A 22,502-nucleotide genomic window follows, 5' to 3' on the forward strand; every position below is an offset into this window, starting at 1 on the left:
ATGAAGCCAATTTATCTTGCTTCGCAGTCGCCCCGGCGCCGCGAGCTTTTAGCGCAACTGGGCGTTGAATTTGAACAGTTTTCCGTGGATGCGGACGAACGTCCCTTGGCCGGTGAAAGCGCTCTGGCGCTGGTGGAGCGTCTGGCTCGTCTTAAGGCGGAGACCGGCGTTGCCCTGGGCTATCATGACCGTCCTGTGCTTGGCAGTGACACAGTAGTGGTGTGCGACGAACAAATCATGGGTAAGCCCCATGATTTTGATGATTTTGCTGCCATGATGCGGCTGCTCAGTGGCCGCAGCCATGAGGTTTTGACCGCGGTGGCTTTGGCAGACACAGAGCATACAAGCAGTGTGGTGGTCAGCACTCAGGTCACTTTCAAGACCCTGAGCGAGGCGGAAATAGCCGCCTACTGGCACAGCGGTGAACCCTATGACAAGGCCGGAGGCTACGGCATTCAAGGGCGTGCGGGCGCTTTTGTCACCCACCTTAGCGGTAGCTATTTTGCGGTGATGGGGTTACCTTTGTATGAGACACAAAAATTACTAGCTGAATTTTAGCATGAGCTCAGAATTACTTATCAATGTGACTCCCAGTGAGAGTCGCGTCGCCTTAATAGAAAATGGCGTGCTGCAAGAGATCCAGGTTGAGCGCATCGGCAATCTCGGTATCGTCGGTAATATTTATCTCGGTAAGGTGAGTCGCGTATTGCCCGGTATGCAGGCAGCCTTCGTCGATATCGGCCTAGACAAAGCAGCATTTTTACACGCTTCCGACATAGTCAACAGCGCCTCCTTTGAAGACGGGCTCGACGAGCAGCCGGTGAAAAAGGTGCAGGATATTCGCGAGTTGGTGCGTCAGGGCCAGCATATTATGGTGCAGGTGGTTAAAGACCCTATCGGCACCAAGGGTGCCCGATTAACCACGGACATCACCATTCCTTCACGTTATCTGGTGTTTATGCCGGACGCCACACACGTGGGCGTCAGCCAACGCATCGAAAGCGATGAGGAGCGCCAGCGTTTAAAAGACATAGTGGCTCAGTATAATGATGAAAACGGTGGCTTTATTGTGCGCACCGCCGCCGAAGGGGCGAGCGAGCACGAGCTTAAGCATGATGCCGAATTCCTTAAAAAGCTGTGGTTGAAAATAGTCGATAAGCGTAAAAAGACGCGTAAAGAAAGCATATTGCACGAAGACTTAAAGCTGGCGTTTCGTACCCTGCGTGATTACGTTGGCGAGGATATGGAGCGCATTCGTGTCGACTCCAAGCTGACTTATCAGGAGCTGGTGAGCTTTACCGAAGAGTTTGTGCCGCACCTTCATAAAGTGCTGGAATACTACCCCGGTGAGCGCCCCATTTTTGATCTTTTTGATGTCGAAAACGAGATTCAAAAGGCACTGCACCGCAAGGTAGAGCTGAAGTCCGGCGGATATCTTATTATCGATCAGACCGAGGCCATGACCACGGTGGATGTGAATACCGGCGCCTTTGTTGGTCATCGCAATCTAGAAGAAACGATCTTCAACACCAATATCGAAGCCACCAGTGCCATTGCGCGTCAGTTGCGACTGCGTAATCTGGGCGGCATCATAATTATCGACTTTATCGATATGATCTCCGATGAGCACAAAAGGCGGGTATTGCACTCTTTAGAGCAGGCGTTGTCTAAGGATAGAGCCAAGGCCAATATCAATGGCTTATCGGCACTGGGGCTGGTGGAAATGACCCGCAAACGCACCCGGGAAAGCCTGGAGCATATTCTCTGCGGTGTGTGTCCATCCTGTGCCGGTCGGGGCTCGTTGAAAACGGTGGAAACCGTCTGTTATGAAATCCTCCGTGAGATTGTGCGCGTCAACCGCGCCTATGATGCCGACAAATTTATGGTGTACGCCTCAGCGGCCGTCAGTGAAGCGCTGATAAACGATGAATATCACAATCTTGCCGAGCTAGAACTCTTTATTGGTAAACAAGTGATTATTCAAACCGAAAACCTGTATAGCCAAGAGCAGTTCGATGTGGTGATGATGTAGTGAACGCCAGGTCGGTTTGCTTTTTTTGCGTCACAAAAATTTGGCAACTCAGCGCCATAATTTTAGTGCTGTTGGCCGTGCTTGTGTCGTTGCTAAAATACAGCTTGCCTTATGCCAACGATTACCGTGTCGAGGTCGAGCAGTTTCTTGGCGAGCAGCTGAATGCCGATATCTCCATAGGTTCGCTTAGTGCCAGTTGGCAGGGCAATGGCCCGGCCCTGGTGGTTAACGAAGTGGGCTTTGCCGATAACGCCCAAGCCCCCATCAGCGTCAGCGTGGCGCAAACCCGCCTCCATATCAATTTGTGGCAATCCCTGCTGCACAGACAGTTACGCTCTAACTATTTTGTGCTTAATGGCTTTAAGGCCAAAATTGACGCTCGGCAACTGTTTGCCAATCAGCAAAGCAATAATAACTCACAGCAGCAAGCGCTGATCGAGAGCCTCTTCCTCGGCGCCTCAGGGCATTTTGCCATAGAGGAGAGCGAGCTTAATATCATCAGCCTGGATAATCGTAATCATAGAATCTTGTTAGAAAATTTGGTGTGGGAAAACCGCATCGACGGGCATTATGCCGAGGGGCAGGTAAGCCTGCCCGGCATTGAACAGAACTCTTTGGAAGCACGGCTTAAGCTATCCGGTGAAACCCTGGCCGGGGTGTATGGGGATCTTTATGTGCAGGCTCAAGGTCTGGATGTTTCCGGCTGGTTAAACGACTATCTGCACCCCGAACTTAAAGAGCTGCAGTCGGATTTAAACATTGAGTCTTGGTTGCATTTTGCCGGTGGGCGCCTGACCGATGTGCAGCTGTTAACCCATCCGAGCAAGTTATCCTGGCGTAATGGCGAGCAGGATGAATACCTTGAATTGCAGCAAGGCATGGTACGAATTCACCCGCAAGCCAAGGGCTGGCGAGTGCGTACATCCGGACTGCAGCTTAGCGACGAGCAGTTCCAATGGTCACCGCTGATTTTCGATGCCTTGTTTAGCGATGAGCAACAGGTCTGGGTGCAGGATTTGGATATCTCCATGGTCTCCACCTTTGCTCGTTTGGCCAAGGGCGAGGCCCTACAAGGCTTGCTTTCCATTCAGCCGCAAGGCTTTATCAATGAAGGTTATTTCCATTGGCAAAACGCCGATAAATGGCGCTTATGGTTTGCCGCCGAGCATCTCGGCTGGTCCGGCATTTATGGTATTCCTGGGGCGCAAGACCTCAGTGCCACAGCGCATATTACCAATGAAAAAGGCCTGCTAAGCGTACAGGGGAGTGATAATCACCTGCTTACCGGCGACACCTTTAGTCAGCCGCTGGCCTATCAACAACTGGTGGCGGAAATTGCCTTTTATAACCATGGCGATTATTGGTCGATTGAAAGCGATAATGTGCGCTTAAACAATGACGACCTGCAACTGGTGAGCGAATTTGCCTTGCACCTAGAGGCTCAGCCTAATCTTGACCTCTATGCTGAGATCAGCGGTGGCAGCGCCGCCAGCGCCGGGGCTTATTTTCCCGTGCCCTATATGCACAAAAATTTGATCGACTACCTCAATGGCGCCATTAAGGGCGGTGACATGCGCTTTGCTCAGGTGCTGATGCAGGGGCCGATTGCCGAGTTTCCCTACACAGAAAATCAGGGCCGCTTTGTTGTTAAGGCCGAAGTCGACAACGCCAAATTCGCCTTCGCCCCCCAGTGGCCAGCCCTTGACGAGATAGGAGTGAGCCTGAACTTTGATAATCAGCGCATGGATATCTACAGCCGGGAAGGGGAGTTATTAAATTTAAGCCTGGACAGCAGCGTGCATGTCTACCTGGAAGACTTGCTCAATGCGGATACCCTGTTTATCGATATTGACGAGCAGGTCGACGCCCCAGAATTACAGCCGTTTTTTGCCGATACGCCATTGGCTAAGCCACTGGCGACCGTATTTGATGTGATTCAGGCAAAGGGCAGTATTGCCGGACAGTTACAGCTGCAAATCGACCTTAAGGACGGTGGTGTGCTGGCAAAGGGCGATGTGGAATTTGCCGGCAACCCTGTGTATCTGGCTCAGCCCGGTTTAAACCTCGAAGACTTACGTGGTCGTTTGAGCTTTGCCAATGATCACATTGAGATTAAAGAGGCCAGTGCCAGTTGGCAGGGCATGCCGCTCACCATCAGCCTGTTAGGGGCGCAGGAAGGTGACAGCTATAACACCAATATTGAGCTGAGCCTGGAGGCGGATACTGCCAAGCTAGAGCAGCACCTAAATGGCTTGCTGGCGCCTCAGTTGCAAGGAAAAACGCCGCTGAATGCTCAGCTTCAACTGAAATTCGGGGCGCAAGGCTTTAATTATGAGGCTCATGTACAAAGCGATCTTATCGGCATCACCAGCAGCCTACCGGCACCCTATAACAAACAGGCGCAAGAGGTCTTACCCCTTAATGCGCTGATCCAAGGCGATGATATTTCTAACTTAATTATGGCTGAGCTCGATGGTCAGCTGTATTTCAATGGCATCTTAGATAATGGCAGTGGGCAGATGAGTAGCGCTCACCTGATAGTCGGTGAGCAAAACCTTGGCCTGAATCAGCAGGGCTTTGATGTTACGGTAAACCTGCCTAAGGCGGATGTGTTGGCCTGGCAACCTGTTATCGACAATATTATCAATGTTTCGAGTCGCCCTGCGAACGGCAACTCGGTAATGCCCAAATTCAATAAGGTAGTTGGGCAGATAGGCCAGGCGCAGTTGGGCCCAGTGCCTTTCAACGAGCTGGAATTTACTCTGACTCCAACGCCAGGAGCCATGGATTTAAAGCTGAACGCCAAAGAATTAAGAGCGCGTGTTGATATCCCTACGGGGGAGCAACAGCGCGATATTCATATTCAAGCCGATTACTTACGAGCCAATGTGCCTACGGAACAAAAGCCCCAGAACGAGCTGGAAAATGCATTGGCCGAGCAAGCGCTTGAGCTGCCTGAGGAAGACCTTAGCTGGCTAGCCCGTCTACCGGCGGTGCGCTTTGACTGCGACGACTGTCGCCTCAATCAATACCAGCTGGATAAGGTAAGCATGGCTTTTGAAGGGGATGGCCAGCAACTTAATATTAAAAATATCCTAGTCGATAAGGGCGAGCATACCTTACGTGCCGATGGTATCTGGCGAGACGGGCAAACGGCGCTGCAAGGAGAGTTTAACAGTGATGATATCGGCGAGCTGTTCGATGAATTCGATATTACTTCAACGCTCCAGGACTCTAACGCCAGCATGGATTTCGCCTTGCATTGGCGAGCAGCGCCCTATGATTTCGATATCGCCAGTTTGGGTGGCAATATCGAATGGCGTCTAGGGGAAGGACATTTAAGCGAGATCAGCGACGGCGGTGCCCGGGTATTTTCATTGCTGAGCTTGGACTCACTGGTGCGTAAACTGAAACTGGATTTTCGCGATGTTTTCGCCAAGGGCTTTTTCTACAACAGCATGGAAGGCAGCATGCAGCTGGCCAGCGGTATTGCCTATACCAAGGACACGAAAATGGATGGTGTGCCGGCAGATTTAAGTATTCAAGGGTATGCGGATCTGAATAACCAGACTCTTAATTACGATTTGTCGGTGGCGCCGCAGGTAACCTCCAGCCTGCCGGTGATTGTGGCCTGGATGGTTAACCCGGTAACGGGCCTAGCAGCTTTAGCTCTGGATAAGGTGATCCACTCGGCGCGGGTGATCTCCGAGATTAAGTTTAAAATCAGTGGCCCCATGAGCGATCCTGAGGTGATTGAGCTTGACCGTAAGAGTCGTGAAGTGACCTTGCCTCAGGCGGCGCAAAATGAACCGCCAGAAGAGGGCGATCTGGAGCCACAACCACAGTGATTATTCATGCCTTGCAAGTGTGTGCTCAAAGCGACCCGGAAGTGAACTTTGCCGCGGTACAGGCCTTGATAGCCGAACTGCCGCCGCAGCGTCCCGCTCTGGTGTGCTTACCTGAGAGTTGGCTGTGCTTTGCCAAACAAAGCGAGCAGGTGCTGGCCGTTGCCGAGCAGCATCAAGCCTGGCGTCAACGTCTGGCACAGCTATGCCGGAAGGAAAATATTTGGCTGGCCGCCGGTACCTTGCCCGTGATGAGCGCCAGCGGTCGCTATTATGCCGCTTCCTTGCTTATCGACAACCAAGGCGTCGAGCGCGCCCAGTACAATAAAATTCACCTTTTCGATGTGACCGTTGCCGACAGCACGGGGAATTATCGCGAGTCCAAGCATACCCAGCCTGGCGAGCAAGTCGTCGTGGCCGACACGCCTTTTGCCCGGCTGGGACTCAGTGTGTGTTATGATATGCGCTTTAGTGAATTATATCGGGCGCAAGTGCAACAAGGCGCCGATGTGCTGCTTGTTCCCAGTGCCTTTACCGTGCCCACCGGGCGTGCCCACTGGCATACCCTGCTGCGGGCCCGCGCCATCGAAAGCCAGGCCTATGTGGTGGCCGCCGGTTTATATGGCCGTAATGGCACCGAGCTAAGCCATGATAATGGCCGCGAAACCTATGGTCACAGTGTGATAGTGTCGCCCTGGGGCGAGATCCTCGCCGAGCTAGATCATGGCCAAGGGTGGATAAGCGCCGCCCTCGACAGCAACGAATTAAATCAATGCCGTGAGCGCATGCCGATGGCCGCTCACCGCCAAGCGAGAAAAGTAATTTTATGAGCCAAGTAGAGCACAATCTCTTAACCCAGAGTCATATTGACCGTGATGATCTCGCCAAAGCCCTGGCCTATATTCACCAGCACAAGGTGGATTATGCCGACCTGTATTTCCAGTCCAGCTATAACGAGTCCTGGGTATTGGAAGATGGCCTGGTAAAAGAAGGCAGCTACAACATTGAGCGTGGTGTTGGCGTGCGCGCCATCAGCGGCGAGAAAACCGGCTTTTCCTATTCCGATGCTATCAATCTTGAGGCCATTAATAATGCCGCCATGGCCGCGCGCAGCATTGCCGATGCCGGTCAGGATGGCAAGGTACAAGTCTTTAGCGAGCAGGATGTAAAGCGCCAGTTTGAGCCCATGCAGCCCATTCAAAGCATGAAGGACGCGGACAAGGTGGCCCTGCTGCATGAAGTGGAAGACTATATCCGTCAATTGGCTCCAGAGGTTGAGCAGGTGGTCAGCTCCATGTCGGCGGTTTATGAAGAGGTTTTGATTGCCGCCAGTGATGGTACCTTTGCTACGGATATTCGCCCACTGGTGCGCTTGAATTGCTCCGTATTGCTGACCAAGGGCGACCGCCGTGAGCGCGGCGGTGCCGGCGGCGGCGGTCGCACAGATTTTCACTACTTTAAAGAGTTGGTCGAAGGTAAGCCGCGTTGGATGCACTACGCCGAGGATGCGGTGCGCATGGCGCGAGTAAACCTTGAAGCCATAGATGCTCCGGCGGGCACCATGCCAGTGGTATTGGGCGCAGGTTGGCCGGGCGTGCTACTGCATGAAGCGGTAGGTCATGGCCTGGAAGGTGACTTCAACCGTAAAGGGGCATCGGCCTTTAGCGGTAAGGTAGGTCAACAGGTGGCCTCCGAGCTTTGTACCGTGGTTGATGACGGCACCATGGCCGCTCGTCGTGGTTCATTAAATATCGATGATGAAGGTACGCCTGCCGGTTATAACGTGCTGATTGAGAACGGCATCCTTAAGGGCTATATGCAGGATAAGCATAACGCCAAGCTGATGGGGGTGGCACCTACCGGTAATGGTCGTCGTGAGTCTTATGCTCATCTGCCTATGCCGCGCATGACCAACACCTATATGTTGGCCGGTGAACATTCACAGGCGGATATTATCTCCTCGGTCGATAAGGGCATCTATGCGCCTAACTTCGGCGGCGGTCAGGTAGACATTACCTCGGGTAAGTTTGTGTTCTCGGCTTCCGAGGCCTATTTGATCGAAAACGGTAAGATCACCACGCCGATTAAGGGCGCGACCCTGATAGGTAACGGCCCTGAGGTAATGAAGCAAATCTCCATGGTCGGCAACGACCTTGAGCTGGATAAGGGCGTGGGCGTGTGTGGTAAGGACGGTCAAAGTGTACCGGTTGGCGTGGGTCAGCCGTCGCTGAAAATTGACCAGCTTACCGTGGGCGGTACCGCCTAAGGTAGGTAAACAACGAAAAAAGGCAGCCATGGCTGCCTTTTTGCGTTTTAAGAGGTCGGCTCTAAAGCATCAGATCTTTAAGGATCTGAAATAGCTCTTTGAAGGCCTTGCCCGGTTTTTCCTGCTTAACCTCTTTCGCCGCCTGGCGAATAAGCTGGCGCATACGTTGGCGTTCCAGTTGCGGGTAGGTCTCCAGCAAGGGATTAAGACCGGCGTCGCCCTGGGCGATTAGATCATCACGAGTTTGCTCGATATGATTGATGATCACGTCTTTCTGGTTGTTCTTATTGGTGATAATAGCCATTGCCTGGTGAATGTCTTCGACATTGGTGGTGCTGCGAAGGGTTTTGGCAATATAGTTTAAGTGTCGACGGTAGGCGTCCTTTTTATCCTTTAAACGATCGGCCAGGTCCATCGCCGCTTCCAAGTCGGGACTAAGTGGAAGCTTCTCGCGTTGCTTTTTAGACAGGTTGGCAATCTCTATGCCTAGCTCATGGTATTCCATGGCATCGCGCTTAAGCTCGCTTTTAGATACGTAAATAATCTCTTCTTCGGGTTGCGGTTTTTTGGCCATACTGGTCTCGAATAATGCACTTTGTCGTTATTATACCAATTCGTTTGGGTAAGTGGTCGGAAAATTGCACAGATAAAATCGCGGCAGCACCGCCTGTAAGGCAGAAACAAATAACAAAGCGTAACTGACGCTAAATTAGTGTGAGGCTTTGTGGTAGGCTAGGGTCATTAGATTCAAGAGCGAAACGAATTATGCAAGAAAACGAATCTGCGGCGATTTACCAGCAAATCGACGAAGTAAAAGAGGCCGTCAGTGAAGTCTTAGAGCAGGCCAAAAAGCTCGGCGCCACGGCGGCCGAAGCGGCGATGTCGAGTACCAGCGGCTTGTCGGTGAGCACCCGTTTGGGCGAAGTAGAAACCATCGAATTTAACCAAGATGGTGGCTTAGGTGTGAGTGTTTATGTGGGTAATAAAAAGGGCTCGGCATCGACCGCAGACCTAAGTCCACAAGCCTTGCGTTCCGTGGTGGAAAAGGCCATTGAAATTGCCAAATACACCTCGGAAGACCCTTGCAATGGTTTGGCCGATGCCGAATTGTTAGAAATGAGCCCGCCGGATCTGGACCTTTATCATCCTTGGCAGGTAACGCCGGAACAAGGCATTGAAATTTGTCAGGAAGCGGAGCACGCGGCGCTAAACTTCGACCCGCGCATAGTGAATTCCGATGGCGCCAGTTTTAGCAGCCATCAGGGCCTGCGCGTATATGGTAACAGCCATGGCATGCTGGCTGGTTTCCCCCGTACCCGCCATAGCATAAGCACCATGGTGATAGGTCAGGAAGGGGAGCAAATGCAACGCGACTCGGCCTACACCATAGCTCGTGAACAAAGCGGTTTAAAGGCGGCCAGCGAAGTGGGCCTGGAAGCGGCCAGCGAAACCCTGGCGCGATTAAATAGCCAAAAGCTGGGCACCATGAAGGTACCGGTGATTTTCCGTGCCGATGTGGCTAACTCCTTGTTTGGCCACCTGGTAGGAGCCATTGGTGGTGGCGCCCTGTATCGCAAATCCAGCTTCTTGCTTGATAGCCTAAATACTAAGGTGTTCAGCGATATAGTTAATATTAGTGAGCGCCCGCACTTGCTTAAAGGCTTTGCCTCGTCACCCTTTGATTCAGAAGGGGTAAAAACTCAGGACCGTGAAATTATTCACGGCGGTGAGCTAAAAACCTATCTTCTGGCCAGCTATGCGGCCCGCAAAATGGGTATGACGGCAACCGGTCACGCCGGTGGCATTCATAACTGGCTGGTGGAACAAACGCACCAGGATTTAAAGGCGCTGCTGAAGCAGATGGGTCGTGGTTTATTGGTGACCGAGCTGATGGGCCAGGGCGTTAATACAGTGACCGGTGATTACTCCCGCGGTGCCGCCGGATTCTGGGTTGAAAACGGCGAAATTCAGTATCCGGTGAGTGAAATTACCATAGCCGGTAACCTGAAAGACATGTTTAAGGGCATAGTCGGCATAGGTGGTGACATCGACCCGCGCGGTGGTGTGCTTACCGGCTCAGTGCTTATTGAGCAAATGCAGATAGCCGGCGAGTAACTCAAGCATCTATTTCTCGAATAATTTTAAAGCGCCTTATGGGCGCTTTTTTTCATTTTGCGCTTTACCTTAACTTAAGTTGAGGTTTTAAAGTCTTTCCTAAGTTAAAAAATGAAAACCAAATTAGGAGAGAGCTATGTACTTAGAGCATGTAAATTTAGTGGTCACGGATATCAATGAGTCGCTGCGTTTTTATCGCGCCGCCTTCCCGCACTGGCAGGTACGCAGCAAGGGAGAAGGTACCTGGTCCGGTAAACCGCGCAATTGGCTGCACTTTGGCGATGACTACCACTACATTGCCCTGAGCGATAACGGCGAGGGGGTTAATCGTGATCTGGAAGGGCATCAACCCGGCTTGGCGCATTTCGCCTATGTCACTCAGGATATCGATGGGGTGATAGAGCGCTTGCAGCAGGCGGGCTTTGCTATTGCCAAAGACGGGATGGATAACCCCTATCGTCGCAATGTTTACTTTCTAGATCCGGCGGGTTTTGAGGTGGAGTTTGTGCAATACCTGACGGATATTCCCGAGCTGCGTAATAATGAGCTTTGAGAGAATACGAAAAAGCCCAGATAAATCTGGGCCTTGTCTTTGTGATACGGCTCGTTTGGCTAGATCAAGAACCAGGTCGCGGTGCCGAGGAAGGCGAATATACCGACTATATCCGTGACCGTAGTTAATACCACATTACCCGCCAGGGCTGGGTCGATATTCATGCGCTTGAGAATAAGCGGGACCACCGCACCGGCGATACCGGCGGCCAGCAGGTTCATAAACATGGCAAAGGCAATCACCAGACCTATGGTGATATCCCATTTCCACAAGGCTATGGCACTGCCTATGAGTATCGCCCACAACACGCCGTTTAAGGCACCGATGGCCAGCTCCTTGGTCAGTAGGAATTTTTGGTTGGTCTCATTGACATGGCCTAGGGCCATACCACGAATAACCAGAGTCAGGGTCTGCGAGCCGGCAACGCCACCCATGGACGGCACTATGCCGTTAAGCACGGCTAAGAAGGGTAAAATACCCAGGGTGGTTTCGAAGAAACTTGCGACAAAGGCCGCCAACATGGCGGTAAGCAGGTTTACACCCAGCCAGATAGAGCGTCGCTTGGTACTTTTCACAACCGGCGCAAAGGTATCTTCTTCATCATCAAGACCGGCCAGGCTTAACATGCTGTGCTCGGCACTTTCACGGATAACATCAACGATATCATCGATGGTAATACGACCGAGCAGATGGGCTTGATCATCCACTACCGGGGCTGAGATCCAGTTATGACGTTCGAACAGTTGAGCCACTTCCGACTCGTCCATGCTAATGGGAATGACTTCGCATTCCTCGTCCATTACCTCGCGCACTATGGCGTCGGGCATATTGGTTAACAAGGCGGTAAGTGGCAGTGAGCCCAAAAAGCAGTTGTCTTTATCGACCACGTAGAGCTCATCCGTGCCCTCTGGTAATTCGCCTTTTAGGCGCAGGTAACGCAACACCACATCGATGGATACGTCCGGGCGTATGGTCACGGTATCCGTGTTCATCAAGGCCCCGGCCGAGCGCTCCTGATAAGACAGCGCCGTGGTTGCCCTGTCTCGATCTTGGCTGTCCATCGCCTCGATTACGTCTTTATAAACGGGCTCCGGCAGGCTTCGCAGTACTTCACCGAGATCATCGTCGTCCATATCTTCGGTCGCCGCGGCAATGTGCTCCGGCTCCATGCGCGCAATAATGCTAAGACGCACGTCTTCAGACAGCTCTTCGAGCACGTCACCCTGAACGTCGGGGTCGACTAAGGCCCAAAGCTTGGAACGGGTTTTATGCGGCGATGATTCGAGTAAAAGGGCGGTGTCACAGGGCGCTGTTTTTGCTAGAAGCCGACGTACATGAACAAATTGGCCGCTATTGAGTGCTTCAGTGATCTCTTGAAGTGGTTGCAGCGGATTTTCTTGTTCATAGGCTTCAGGCATAGGCTTCCCTTGTCGATAAAAATGGAAGAAACGCACCGATAAGCGAGCACTTACAAGCGCTTAGTAAGTTTACCTTAACTCAGACTAAGATACCAAAGGTAAATGAGGGAGCTATTCTTGTTCGTGAAACTTTTCTGCGATTAACTGCCCAATGGCAGCCAGAGCACCTTCTTCGTCGTTGCCCTCGCACACCACTTTGACTTCCTTGCCTTGGCCGCTTTCGAGCAAGAGTAAGGCGAGGACGCTGTCGGCCTCGGCGCTTTTCTCACCCTGATACAGGGTGATCTTGGCATCAAAGTTCATTGCCAATTGTGCCAGCTGTGAGGCGGCACGGGCGTGCAACCCCAGCTTGTTTTGAATAACAAAGGTGGCTTCCATCAAGTCTAGCCCTCCTGCTCGCGATGGCGGATTTTCACGTTAGGGTGAGAGTCCATAAAGCGCTCGCCCAAAGTTTGCGCCAGATACACAGAGCGGTGCTGGCCACCGGTACAGCCTATGGCTATGGTCAGATAGCTGCGGTTATTACGCTCTAAATGAGGTAACCAGGTTTGCACGAAGGTTTGAATTTGCCAGGTAAATTTTTGCACTATGCTATGGCTGGCAAGGTAGTCTTTGACCGGTTGATCTAGGCCGGTTAAGGGCTTAAGTTCCGGCTCCCAATGTGGGTTAGGTAAAAAGCGGGCATCGAACACATAGTCGGCATTTTTTGGGATGCCGTGTTTAAAACCGAAGGATTCAAAGGTGATAAGCAGTTGCTTATCTTTTTTACCTAGTACCTTTTCTCGTATCATCTCGGCCAACTGGTGAACACTTAACTCACTGGTATCAATGATAAAGTTGGCGTGAGTGATCAACACATCCAGTAGTTGTTTTTCTTCGCGGATGGCCAAGTCTAGAGGCAGGTTTTGCATCGACAGCGGGTGCAGGCGTCGGGTTTCTGAAAAGCGTTTGATCAGGGTCTGCTCGTCACTGTCGAGGTAAAACAGTGTCGGTTGTGAAAATTCTGGTAGGTAACCTAAGATATCGCTGAATTCTTGTTCTTCTTTGGGAAGGTTACGAACGTCTATGCTGACGGCAATTTTATCGTAATTGTCGGAAACGCTGCGCACCAGGGCGGGCAATAGGTTGACCGGGATATTATCGACACAATAGTAGCCGAGATCTTCAAGTACATGCAGGGCGACGGATTTACCGGAACCGGAGCGCCCACTGACAATAATCAAATCCATTTATCCACCCCTTGCCGAGCCATATGCTGGCATTAAAGTTAAACACTCGAACTTATCAATCGAACTTCTCAGTCGCACTTTTCAGTCGAATTTTTCAATCGAACTTCCCATGTGGTGCCCTAGGCAACCATTAACTGGTACAGTTCCTGGTCACTGGTGACCGATCTTAGCTGCTTACAGAATTGTTTATCTTTAAGTTTATCAGCAATTTTCGCCAAGGTCTTGAGATGTTGATCGCATTGATCGCCTGGTACAAGCAGCGCCACAAAAATATCAACGGGGCGATTGTCGATGGCGTCAAAATTGATGGCTTCACGGTTGGTGACGATAATGGCCAGGGTATTCTCTATGCCTTCAAGGCGACCGTGTGGAATGGCAACCCCTTTCCCTATGCCAGTGCTGCCAAGCTTTTCACGAGCCAGAAGGGAATCCAGTATAGCTTGCTCACTGAGGTGGGGGATATGTTGGTGTGCTACCTGAGAGAGGTATTCCAACATTCTTTTTTTGCTATTAAAAAGGACCGCAGCCTTGCTGCAGTCCTTGGAAAAAAGTAAATCTAAGCTCATTTTAATGACGAGACAATTTCTCTTTATGTTTGATTACCTGGCGGTCTAATTTGTCAATTAAGCCATCGATCGCCGCGTACATATCCTGATGCTCTGCGGTGGCAAACAGTTCGCCGCCGTTTACATGAAGTGTTGCTTCTGCTTTTTGTGTGAGTTTCTCGATATCAAGAATAACATGCACATTATTAATGTGGTCAAAGTGACGCTCTAATTTGGCAAATTTACTATTTACATAGTTGCGAAGAGAGTCTGTGATTTCTACATGACGACCGGTAAGATTTAATTGCATAAGCATTTTCCTTCTTGTCTAACGTCTATATCAAGCTTTTACGTTGATTTGACGGTGGTATGGCCAACGATTCACGATATTTTGCAATCGTTCGTCGAGCCACTTTGATTCCTTGCTCTGCTAGTATGTCGGTAATCTTGCTATCGCTTAACGGTTTTACAGGATTTTCCGCGGCTACTAGCTTTTTGATCAATGCTCTAATCGCTGTGGATGAGCATTCACCTCCATTCTCGGTATTCACATGGCTGGAGAAAAAGTACTTTAACTCAAAGATCCCACGTGGCGTGTGCATGTATTTTTGTGTGGTAACACGAGAGATTGTTGACTCGTGCATTTCCACCATTTCTGCAACGTCGTTAAGGACCATTGGCTTCATTGCTTCTTCGCCATGTTCAAAGAATGCCTGTTGTTGCTGAACAATGCAATTAGTTACTTTAAGTAAGGTGTCATTGCGTTGCTCCAGGCTCTTTATAAACCATTTTGCCTCTTGCAAGTGAGAGCGAATAAATTGGCTGTCACTTTGTGATTTGCAGTTGCGACCCAGGGATGCGTAGTGATCGTTGACACGTATCTTCGGCATGCTGTCGGGGTTTAATTCCACCTTCCAGCGACCCTTGACCTTCTTCACCGATACATCCGGGATCACATACTCCGACTCTTCGCGCACTATGGTCGCGGCGGGCTTGGGATTCAGGCTGTGTATCAGTGTCATCACCTCTTTCAACTGGGCTTCTTTAAGCTTAGTCTTTTTCATTAAGGTGCGGTAGTCACGGTTACCAAGCAAATCAATATAATTACAAACTACCTCTTTCGTCTCGTTAAGCCAAGGGGTTTGAGGCGAAAATTGCTTGAGCTGGATCAACAAGCACTCTTGTAGTGAGCGGGCGCCAATACCAATGGGATCAAACATTTGAACTCGCTTAAGAACGGCCTCTATTTCGTCGAGTTCAATCTCTTCTTCCAGCTCATCATGGTTGATGCTTTCGAGCAAGTCCTCGGTGCTAACGGTAAGTAAGCCGTTGTCGTCGATGGCTTCGATAATCGCGGTAGCAATGGCTTCATCTATGGCGCTAAACGGGGTGAGGCGTAATTGCCACATCAGGTAATCGTGCAAGGTTTCTGTGGTTTCGCCTTGGTAAATAGACTCGTCATCGGGCATGGGCCCAGATGCAACCGGGGCGGCACTGATGTACTCGTCCCAGGATACATCCATGGGCAGCTCATCGCTGATCGAGTCATTGTTAAGGGCGTCGCTGCTTTCAACTTCGTCCTGATTGCTTGTGCTGTTATTGCTTTGAATGTCGCTATCGCTGTCGGCCGCCGAATTTTTATCGCGTGGCAGGTCACTATCGCCGTAATGCTCTTCTTCGATTTCGAGCAAGGGGTTGGCATCAAGCGCTTCTTGAATTTCTTGTTGGAGATCCAAAGTACTGAGCTGCAACAGGCGGATAGCCTGCTGCAATTGTGGGGTCATTGTTAATTGCTGGCCTAGACGCAGCTGTAATGATTGCCTCATGTACTCTAACAATCCTTTTGTGATTAAAGTCTAAACTGCTCACCTAAATACACATCGCGTACTGTTTGATCTGCTAATACCTGTTGGGGAGTTCCTGATGCGATTAGCTCGCCATGGGAGACGATATAGGCAGTTTCACATACATCTAATGTTTCGCGCACATTGTGATCGGTAATAAGAACGCCAATACCACGGTTGCGGAGGTGTTCAATGATTTTCTTAATATCTAGCACCGAAATAGGGTCAACACCAGCAAAAGGTTCGTCGAGCAGAATAAATTTCGGGTTAGCGGCGAGGGCGCGGGCAATCTCCACACGACGGCGTTCGCCGCCGGACAGGGCCATGCCTAATGACTCACGAATATGCTGAATATTAAATTCGTCCAGCAGACCTTCGAGCTCGCTTTCACGGCCGCTTTTATCCAGGTCCTTACGGGTTTCCAAAATAGCCATCAGGTTCTGATAGACGGTTAATTTACGGAAAATAGAAGACTCTTGCGGCAAATAACCTATGCCTAAACGGGCGCGTGAATGCATGGGCAGCAGGGTGATATCCTGCTCATCGATGCTGATCACACCCTTGTCGCTTGGTACCAGACCCACAATCATATAGAAGGTAGTGGTTTTACCGGCGCCGTTGGGGCCAAGCAAGCCGACTATGCTGCCGGCTTTGACTTCCAGGCCCACATCCTTGACCACTTCACGGCCTTTATAGCTTTTTGCCAGCTTTTGCGCCTTCAGCGTGGTCATGGTTGTCCCTTCTCTTTTTGCTCGTCATTTTGCGGTGTGAGCGTGGTTCTTACACGGGTGCTCGAATCTTTATCTTTTTCGGCACTGATCAGCTGCTTGTTTATATCATAGCTGATCGTCTCGGCGACGATCTGTTGATCGGCCATGGCAATTTTGGCGGTGCCGGAAATCTGTAGCATTTGCGTGGCTACATCGTAGCGGATTTCCTTAGCGGAAGCGGTGATTTGCGTACCATCGTCCATGGTTTCACTGTAGATGGCCGGGTTGCCGGTGGCAATAAGCAGCTGCTTGTTATCACCTAACTCAGGGCGACGGTGGGCCTCAAGGCGATCCGCCTTGATTTCTCGTTGACCATGAACAATGTGCACATTTTTATCAAAAATGGTGATGTTTTCTTTGATCAGCGCCTGCTGCTTATCGGCGTCGATCTGTACTTCCGTCACCGTGGCTGGTTGCTCTGCCCAGGCATTTACAGCGCCTAGTCCGAACCCCAAACCTATGATTAATGCTTTGAATTTACTGGTCATAATATACCGTTCGCGTATGTTTTATTAGTTCCACTATCTCTGTATTGATATCCGCTTTCAAGCCCTGACCTGTGATCAGTAGATCCGGCCCCCTGAGCTCAACACTTTGTTCCGATTCCATACGTTGGGCATCAATGTCTATTTGGATAGCTGCTGCTTGGACCTTTTCGATCATTGCCCCTGGTATTAAATTGGTGGCGATGACGTTGGTTTCCAAGATCAAAATATTATTATTGTAGAGCGTCGCCTCATCGGCGGTTACACGCCAACGTTCACCGTCGTTATAGAGGGTAAATACCGGCTTCTTGAAGTGGGTAAAACCCAGCTCGTCGAAGAGCTCCATATGTTCAGCATAGACGGTGTGGCTTAACGCCCCCTGATCGTTATAGCTGCTTTGTCTTAGTCCGGTGGCAATATAATCCGGGATAGAAATGGCATCGCTGCTGCTTTTTACCGTTTTTTCCGATTGCATATAATAGGGCGCCCATAGCCAGGCCATAAGCGCAATAAAAACGATGGATATCAGCACCCGCGCCATATTCATGAGCTGGTGCCCTCGGTGCCCAGGCTGCCGCCCTTGGCCAGTATCAGCAGGTCGGTGAGTTCGCGCACCGCACCAAAGCCACCTGGCAGCATAGTAGTGTAGTGAGCAACGCGCTTTACCAAGGGGTGCGCGTCATTAACGGCCACGGCAAAACCTACTTTTTCCATTACCGGCAAATCCGGGCCATCGTCACCTATATAGGCAACCTGCTCATCACTTAGATTAAGGGTTTGCTTGAGTTCGGCATAGGCATCGAGTTTATGCTCACGGCCCTGATAAATATAAGGGACGCCCAGGCTTTCCATGCGGGTTTGCACTATTTGTGACTGGCGGCCGGTGATCACCGCCACCTGAGTACCGCTATTAAGCAGCGCCTTAATGCCAAAGCCGTCTTTGGTGTTAAAGGCTTTGAGCTCTTCACCCTGATTGCCCAAATAAATACGGCCGTCGGAAAACACGCCGTCGATATCGCAGATAAGCAATTTTACCGCCTGCGCTCTTTGCCAAGCATCTTGCTCTATGGGCTGATACAAATCGGAAAATTGCATTAGAGCACTCCTGCACGCAGTAGGTCTTGCATATTCAGGGCGCCAATGGGGCGACTATCCTGATCGATGACGATCAGACCGTTGATACGCTTTTGTTCCATGATATTAAGTGCCTCGGCGGCCAGCATATTAGCGGTGGCCGTAGTGCAATTTGGTGTCATCACCTCGAGCAGGGCGGTGCTATGGATATCGATGCGTTGCTCCAGCACTCGGCGCAGGTCGCCATCGGTAAAGAGTCCAACCAGTTGTTGCTCATCGTTTATAACAGCCGTCATGCCCAGGCCCTTGCTGGAAATTTCCAACAAGGCTTCTTTAATGCTTTGTGATTGATGCGAACGCGGTACGCTATCACCGCTGTGCATAACGTCGTTAAGCGTTAGCAATAAACGTTTACCCAGGCTGCCGCCGGGGTGGGATAAAGCAAAGTCATCGGCGGTAAAGCCCTTGGCTTCGAGCAGGGCAACGGCGATGGCATCGCCCATGGCTAAAGTGGCCGTGGTACTGGCGGTGGGAGCCAGGCCCAAGGGGCAGGCTTCCTGAGAAACGCCGATGCAGATATGCAGATCCGCCAGGGTAGCCATGCTTGACTGGGCGTTGCCTGTCATGGCCACCAAGGTTGCGCCAATGCGCTTAATCACAGGGATGATGCTGACAATCTCATGAGTCTCGCCGGAGTTAGAGATCAATAACACCACATCCTGGGCGGTGATCATGCCTAAATCTCCGTGACTGGCTTCTCCCGGGTGCACAAAAAAGGCCGGGGTGCCTGTACTGGCCAGGGTGGCGGCTATCTTGTTGCCGATATGACCTGACTTGCCCATGCCGACCACGATAATGCGTCCGGCGCAGGCCTTCATTAGCTCACAGGCCTGAATAAACTGCTCGTCCAGATGTTGTAGCTGTTCTTGAAGGGCAAGAACTTCTGTCTCTATCACCCGCTGGGCGGAAGCGATGTAGCTTTGTGTCATATACGCTTACTCTATGCTATCTGACTAAAAATATATCCTTGGTAGGCAAAAAATGCGACCAGCAACATGCCTCCTTCTAACCTGTTGATGCGTCTGGCACCACGAAAGTTCAAACTCATGGCAATTAATACTATGGTCGCGGCTATCATAACCAGGGCGTCGCGGTTGGCTGCAGCCGGGTCAATCACAGCAGGGTTGAGAATGCCAGCAAGAGAAAGCACGGCAAGGATATTGAATAGGTTTGAACCGACGATATTACCCAGGGCCAGATCGTCTTCGTTTTTTAACACCCCGGCCACACAGGCGGCAAGCTCTGGCAAACTGGTGCCAATGGCGATAATGGTGAGGCCGATTACCAGGTCGCTAAGACCGAAGAATTGAGCAATTTCCACCGCCGAAGAAACGATAAAATGCGAACTGACCGGCAGTAGTATCAGGCCCACAACCAGCCACAGTGAGGCGGTTTTGGTGCTTACGTCTTTAGGGATTTCATCACAGGCTTCGCTGACAAAGGGGTCGTCCTCAGTATTCTTGTGCTGGCGTGAAATAACGATAAGAAAAGCGATAAAGGCGACAAAGCCGGCCAGTAGCAACCAGCCTTCTACACTGGAGAAATAGTTGTCGGTAAACATGTACCAGGCGGCCACAGAGACCACAAAAACCAAGGGCATTTCCCGTTTAAGTGTTACCGAGGACACTGACAGCGGGCGCAACAGGGCGGTGATACCCAGCACCAGCAGAATATTGGTTATATTTGAGCCCACAGCATTACCGACCGCAGTATCGGTTTTATCCGCCAGCGCCGCTGACGCCGACACCATCATTTCCGGGGCGGAAGAGCCCATAGCGACTACGGTTAAACCTATGATTAAAGCGGGTACGCCAAGGTTGCGTGCCAAAGCCGCGGCGCCAAAGACAAAACGGTCAGCACTCCAAACGAGAGCGACAAAACCGGCGACGAGAATGGCAAAAGAAGTGAGCATGAGTGCAAAGCCAATGAGTTAGAAAAAATACTGGCGCAAATAGTATCAAAAGCCGTTGTAATTGTGTAAAAAAACGCACCTAATTTGTCGTCATTACAGCTTTGTTGAATGATCTTACAAATTTTTACAGATTCTTTTTTCCCTCGGCGCAAAAAAACTTTAAAATGTCGGGTCACATGATAGAAGAATAGTGGGAGAGCGACTTGTCGCAACCAATCGTTGAAATCAAGGATGTTACCTTCAAACGCGCGGAGCGTGTTATCTATCAGAATATGAGCCTAACCATTCCCAAGGGGAAGATCACTGCCATTATGGGTCCCAGTGGTATAGGTAAAACCACCTTGCTGCGGCTGATCGGCGGTCAGCTCAAGCCAAATAGTGGCGATATTCTTTTTCAAGGTCAAAGCATTCCCAGCATGAATCGCGCAGCGTTATACAAGGCGCGCACGAAAATGAGCATGCTGTTCCAAAGCGGCGCCTTATTTACCGATATGTCGGTGTACGACAATATCGCCTTTCCACTGCGCGAGCATACCCAGCTAAGCGAAGAATTAATCCGTCTTATTGTCTTAATGAAGCTGCAAGCCGTGGGTTTACGTGGTGCTAAAGACTTAATGCCCGCAGAGCTCTCTGGTGGCATGGCCCGTCGTGCCGCACTAGCGCGCGCTATCGCCCTGGACCCGGAATTCATCATGTACGACGAGCCGTTCGCTGGGCAAGACCCTATTTCCATGGGCGTGCTGGTGAAGTTGATCCGCTCGCTTAACAATGTTCTTGGGCTGTCGTCCTTAATCGTTACTCATGATGTGCCCGAGGTAATGAGCATCGCCGATCACGTGATTATCATCGCTGAAAAAGGGGTGATAGGTTGTGGCAGCCCGGATGAGCTGCGCAAGCATGAGTCGCCTCTGGTGCAGCAATTTTTACAGGGCTTATCCGATGGTCCTGTGCCATTTCATTTTGATGCTCAGCCTTATGAACAGGAGTTAATGTCATAATGTCAGCCTTGCTCGAGTTTTGGCAGCGCCTGGGGCATAAAACCCTGAGCCGCTTCGCCTCTATGGGCCGTGCTACCTATATGTTGTTAGGTGCTTTAATAAGCATGCCTAACTTTCGTAAGGGCACGCCGCTGCTGATCCGCCAGCTTTACATGGTGGGTTTCTTATCTCTGATTATTATTGTGGTATCCGGCTTGTTTATCGGCATGGTATTAGCGTTGCAAGGTCATACCGTGTTGGTGGATTATGGCGCCGAAGACAGTTTGGGGCCCTTGGTGGCACTGAGCTTATTGCGTGAATTAGGCCCTGTGGTTACAGCGCTATTGTTCGCCGGGCGTGCCGGCAGTGCGTTAACTGCAGAAATTGGATTAATGAAGGCCACCGAACAGCTTACGAGTCTGGAAATGATGGCGGTGGACCCTTTGAAACGGGTTATTGCACCGCGCTTTTGGGCGGGCATGATCAGCATGCCAGCGCTGGCACTCATCTTCTCTGCGGTGGCCATTTTAGGGGCGCATTTAGTCGGCGTTGATTGGCTTGGCGTTGACCGCGGTAGTTTCTGGTCAATTATGCAATCGCAGGTGTCGTTCGAGAAAGACATACTCAACGGCATCATTAAAAGCTGTGTATTTGCCTTAGTGGTGACCTGGATAGCCTTGTACAAGGGTTATGACTGCGTCCCCACATCGGAAGGGATCAGCAAAGCGACAACGGAAACCGTTGTCCATTCTTCACTGGCCGTGCTTGGCTTCGATTTTATTTTGACCGCCGTGATGTTTGGCGGCTAAAGGATTAACACCATGAATTCGAGAAAAATTGAAATTTTGGTCGGCTTGTTTGTCTCTCTGGGCATTGCCGCGCTTGTTATGCTGGCGCTCAAGGTAGCCAATGCGGGTTTAAGCGGCAGCAATGGCACTTATTCATTGCAGGCTAAGTTTGAAAATATAGGATCACTAAAATCTCGTGCACCTATCAAGGTGGGCGGGGTGGTTATCGGCCGTGTTGAAACCATTCAGGTGCACCCGAGTGAGTTTGTGCCTGTGGTCTATATGGCCATAGATAACGCCTATGAATGTAAGTTTTCCGATGCCACTTCGGTATCGATTTTGACCTCGGGAATCTTAGGTGAGCAATACTTGGGCCTTAACCCGGTTATTGCCAGCAACCAAGCGCAGCAGGCCTGTTTGGGTAATGCTGTGGCCGAGTCGCAACAAGATGATGAGTTATCAATTGACGCCATCTTTGGCGTGCAGTCAAAAGCGTTAAAGGACGGCGATATGATCACCGATACCAAGTCAGCCTTGGTGTTGGAAGAGCTAATCGGCCAGTTTCTATTCAATCAAGGTAGCGAGTAGG

23 protein-coding genes are annotated in these 22,502 nt (G+C 50.8%); 10 read left to right on the forward strand and 13 right to left on the reverse strand.

Annotated elements, in window-relative coordinates; all coding sequences use genetic code 11:
* The 5 genes from C2M35_RS12765 to tldD are packed head-to-tail and all read left to right on the forward strand — an operon-like array spanning position 1 to position 8,143.
* Complete coding sequence (locus C2M35_RS12765; protein WP_199774427.1) at positions 1 to 558, forward strand: Maf family protein; 558 nt, start codon at positions 1 to 3, stop codon at positions 556 to 558.
* Between the two features lies 1 nt (position 559).
* The gene (rng, locus tag C2M35_RS12770) at positions 560 to 2,032 is read left to right on the forward strand and encodes a ribonuclease G (RefSeq protein ID WP_105257868.1); all 1,473 of its coding nucleotides are present in this window, start codon (positions 560 to 562) and stop codon (positions 2,030 to 2,032) included.
* Positions 2,032 to 5,880, forward strand: coding sequence for a YhdP family protein (locus tag C2M35_RS12775; protein WP_105265517.1), 3,849 nt, complete (start codon positions 2,032 to 2,034; stop codon positions 5,878 to 5,880). The genes rng and C2M35_RS12775 overlap by 1 nt, the downstream gene beginning before the upstream one ends.
* Positions 5,880 to 6,707, forward strand: coding sequence for a carbon-nitrogen hydrolase family protein (locus C2M35_RS12780; protein WP_442792760.1), 828 nt, complete (start codon positions 5,880 to 5,882; stop codon positions 6,705 to 6,707). Before C2M35_RS12775 ends, C2M35_RS12780 begins: the two co-directional genes overlap by 1 nt.
* The gene (gene tldD, locus C2M35_RS12785) at positions 6,704 to 8,143 is read left to right on the forward strand and encodes a metalloprotease TldD (RefSeq protein ID WP_105265519.1); all 1,440 of its coding nucleotides are present in this window, start codon (positions 6,704 to 6,706) and stop codon (positions 8,141 to 8,143) included. The genes C2M35_RS12780 and tldD overlap by 4 nt, the downstream gene beginning before the upstream one ends.
* Positions 8,144 to 8,204: 61 nt before the next feature.
* Here the strand turns inward: tldD and yjgA are convergent, their stop codons facing one another.
* Positions 8,205 to 8,717 carry a ribosome biogenesis factor YjgA gene (yjgA, locus tag C2M35_RS12790; RefSeq protein WP_105200043.1) on the reverse strand — a complete coding sequence of 171 codons (513 nt, stop codon included), beginning with the start codon at positions 8,715 to 8,717 and terminating at the stop codon, positions 8,205 to 8,207.
* Positions 8,718 to 8,908: 191 nt separating this feature from the next.
* Here yjgA and pmbA point away from each other — a divergent pair, with 191 nt between their 5' ends.
* Positions 8,909 to 10,258 carry a metalloprotease PmbA gene (pmbA, locus tag C2M35_RS12795; RefSeq protein WP_105214890.1) on the forward strand — a complete coding sequence of 450 codons (1,350 nt, stop codon included), beginning with the start codon at positions 8,909 to 8,911 and terminating at the stop codon, positions 10,256 to 10,258.
* Between the two features lie 136 nt (positions 10,259 to 10,394).
* Positions 10,395 to 10,811, forward strand: coding sequence for a VOC family protein (locus tag C2M35_RS12800; protein WP_105257865.1), 417 nt, complete (start codon positions 10,395 to 10,397; stop codon positions 10,809 to 10,811).
* A gap of 59 nt (positions 10,812 to 10,870) precedes the next feature.
* Here C2M35_RS12800 and mgtE read toward each other — a convergent pair whose 3' ends face one another.
* The 12 genes from mgtE to C2M35_RS12860 all read right to left on the reverse strand — a co-directional run bounded on the left by mgtE (position 10,871) and on the right by C2M35_RS12860 (position 20,148).
* Positions 10,871 to 12,229, reverse strand: a complete 1,359-nt coding sequence (gene mgtE / locus C2M35_RS12805) for a magnesium transporter (RefSeq protein WP_105200046.1) — start codon at positions 12,227 to 12,229, stop codon at positions 10,871 to 10,873.
* A gap of 111 nt (positions 12,230 to 12,340) precedes the next feature.
* Positions 12,341 to 12,607, reverse strand: coding sequence for an HPr family phosphocarrier protein (locus tag C2M35_RS12810; RefSeq protein ID WP_105200047.1), 267 nt, complete (start codon positions 12,605 to 12,607; stop codon positions 12,341 to 12,343).
* Between the two features lie 5 nt (positions 12,608 to 12,612).
* Positions 12,613 to 13,458 (reverse strand): RNase adapter RapZ, encoded by an 846-nt coding sequence (gene rapZ / locus C2M35_RS12815; protein WP_105200048.1) that lies wholly within the window; start codon positions 13,456 to 13,458, stop codon positions 12,613 to 12,615.
* A gap of 119 nt (positions 13,459 to 13,577) precedes the next feature.
* The gene (gene ptsN / locus C2M35_RS12820) at positions 13,578 to 14,024 is read right to left on the reverse strand and encodes a PTS IIA-like nitrogen regulatory protein PtsN (RefSeq protein ID WP_105200049.1); all 447 of its coding nucleotides are present in this window, start codon (positions 14,022 to 14,024) and stop codon (positions 13,578 to 13,580) included.
* Position 14,025: 1 nt separating this feature from the next.
* Positions 14,026 to 14,313, reverse strand: a complete 288-nt coding sequence (gene hpf / locus C2M35_RS12825; RefSeq protein ID WP_022945550.1) for a ribosome hibernation promoting factor — start codon at positions 14,311 to 14,313, stop codon at positions 14,026 to 14,028.
* 25 nt (positions 14,314 to 14,338) lie between these two features.
* The gene (locus tag C2M35_RS12830; protein WP_105265520.1) at positions 14,339 to 15,829 is read right to left on the reverse strand and encodes an RNA polymerase factor sigma-54; all 1,491 of its coding nucleotides are present in this window, start codon (positions 15,827 to 15,829) and stop codon (positions 14,339 to 14,341) included.
* 23 nt (positions 15,830 to 15,852) lie between these two features.
* On the reverse strand, positions 15,853 to 16,578 hold the full coding sequence (gene lptB, locus C2M35_RS12835) for an LPS export ABC transporter ATP-binding protein (protein WP_105214886.1): 726 nt from the start codon (positions 16,576 to 16,578) through the stop codon (positions 15,853 to 15,855).
* Entirely contained in the window at positions 16,575 to 17,105 is a 531-nt protein-coding gene (lptA, locus tag C2M35_RS12840; protein ID WP_105200051.1) for a lipopolysaccharide transport periplasmic protein LptA, read from the reverse strand. The genes lptB and lptA overlap by 4 nt, the downstream gene beginning before the upstream one ends.
* The gene (gene lptC / locus C2M35_RS12845; protein ID WP_105200052.1) at positions 17,095 to 17,649 is read right to left on the reverse strand and encodes an LPS export ABC transporter periplasmic protein LptC; all 555 of its coding nucleotides are present in this window, start codon (positions 17,647 to 17,649) and stop codon (positions 17,095 to 17,097) included. Before lptC ends, lptA begins: the two co-directional genes overlap by 11 nt.
* The gene (kdsC, locus tag C2M35_RS12850) at positions 17,646 to 18,197 is read right to left on the reverse strand and encodes a 3-deoxy-manno-octulosonate-8-phosphatase KdsC (RefSeq protein ID WP_105214884.1); all 552 of its coding nucleotides are present in this window, start codon (positions 18,195 to 18,197) and stop codon (positions 17,646 to 17,648) included. The genes lptC and kdsC overlap by 4 nt, the downstream gene beginning before the upstream one ends.
* Positions 18,197 to 19,165: a KpsF/GutQ family sugar-phosphate isomerase gene (locus tag C2M35_RS12855; protein ID WP_105200054.1), complete on the reverse strand. Its 969-nt coding sequence runs from the start codon at positions 19,163 to 19,165 to the stop codon at positions 18,197 to 18,199. Before C2M35_RS12855 ends, kdsC begins: the two co-directional genes overlap by 1 nt.
* 11 nt (positions 19,166 to 19,176) lie before the next feature.
* Positions 19,177 to 20,148 (reverse strand): calcium/sodium antiporter, encoded by a 972-nt coding sequence (locus tag C2M35_RS12860; RefSeq protein ID WP_105200055.1) that lies wholly within the window; start codon positions 20,146 to 20,148, stop codon positions 19,177 to 19,179.
* Between the two features lie 203 nt (positions 20,149 to 20,351).
* On the opposite strand from C2M35_RS12860, the gene C2M35_RS12865 reads away from it, so the two are divergent.
* From C2M35_RS12865 to mlaD, 3 genes are read left to right on the forward strand one after another with little or no spacing between them, the layout of a single operon-like run.
* Entirely contained in the window at positions 20,352 to 21,146 is a 795-nt protein-coding gene (locus C2M35_RS12865) for an ATP-binding cassette domain-containing protein (RefSeq protein WP_105200056.1), read from the forward strand.
* Complete coding sequence (mlaE, locus tag C2M35_RS12870; RefSeq protein ID WP_442792512.1) at positions 21,146 to 21,934, forward strand: lipid asymmetry maintenance ABC transporter permease subunit MlaE; 789 nt, start codon at positions 21,146 to 21,148, stop codon at positions 21,932 to 21,934. The genes C2M35_RS12865 and mlaE overlap by 1 nt, the downstream gene beginning before the upstream one ends.
* Positions 21,935 to 21,946: 12 nt before the next feature.
* Positions 21,947 to 22,501 (forward strand): outer membrane lipid asymmetry maintenance protein MlaD, encoded by a 555-nt coding sequence (gene mlaD / locus C2M35_RS12875; protein WP_105200057.1) that lies wholly within the window; start codon positions 21,947 to 21,949, stop codon positions 22,499 to 22,501.
* Position 22,502: the final 1 nt, after the last annotated feature.

This window comes from Pseudoalteromonas sp. T1lg76, assembly GCF_002964725.1.
GTDB lineage: Bacteria > Pseudomonadota > Gammaproteobacteria > Enterobacterales > Alteromonadaceae > Pseudoalteromonas.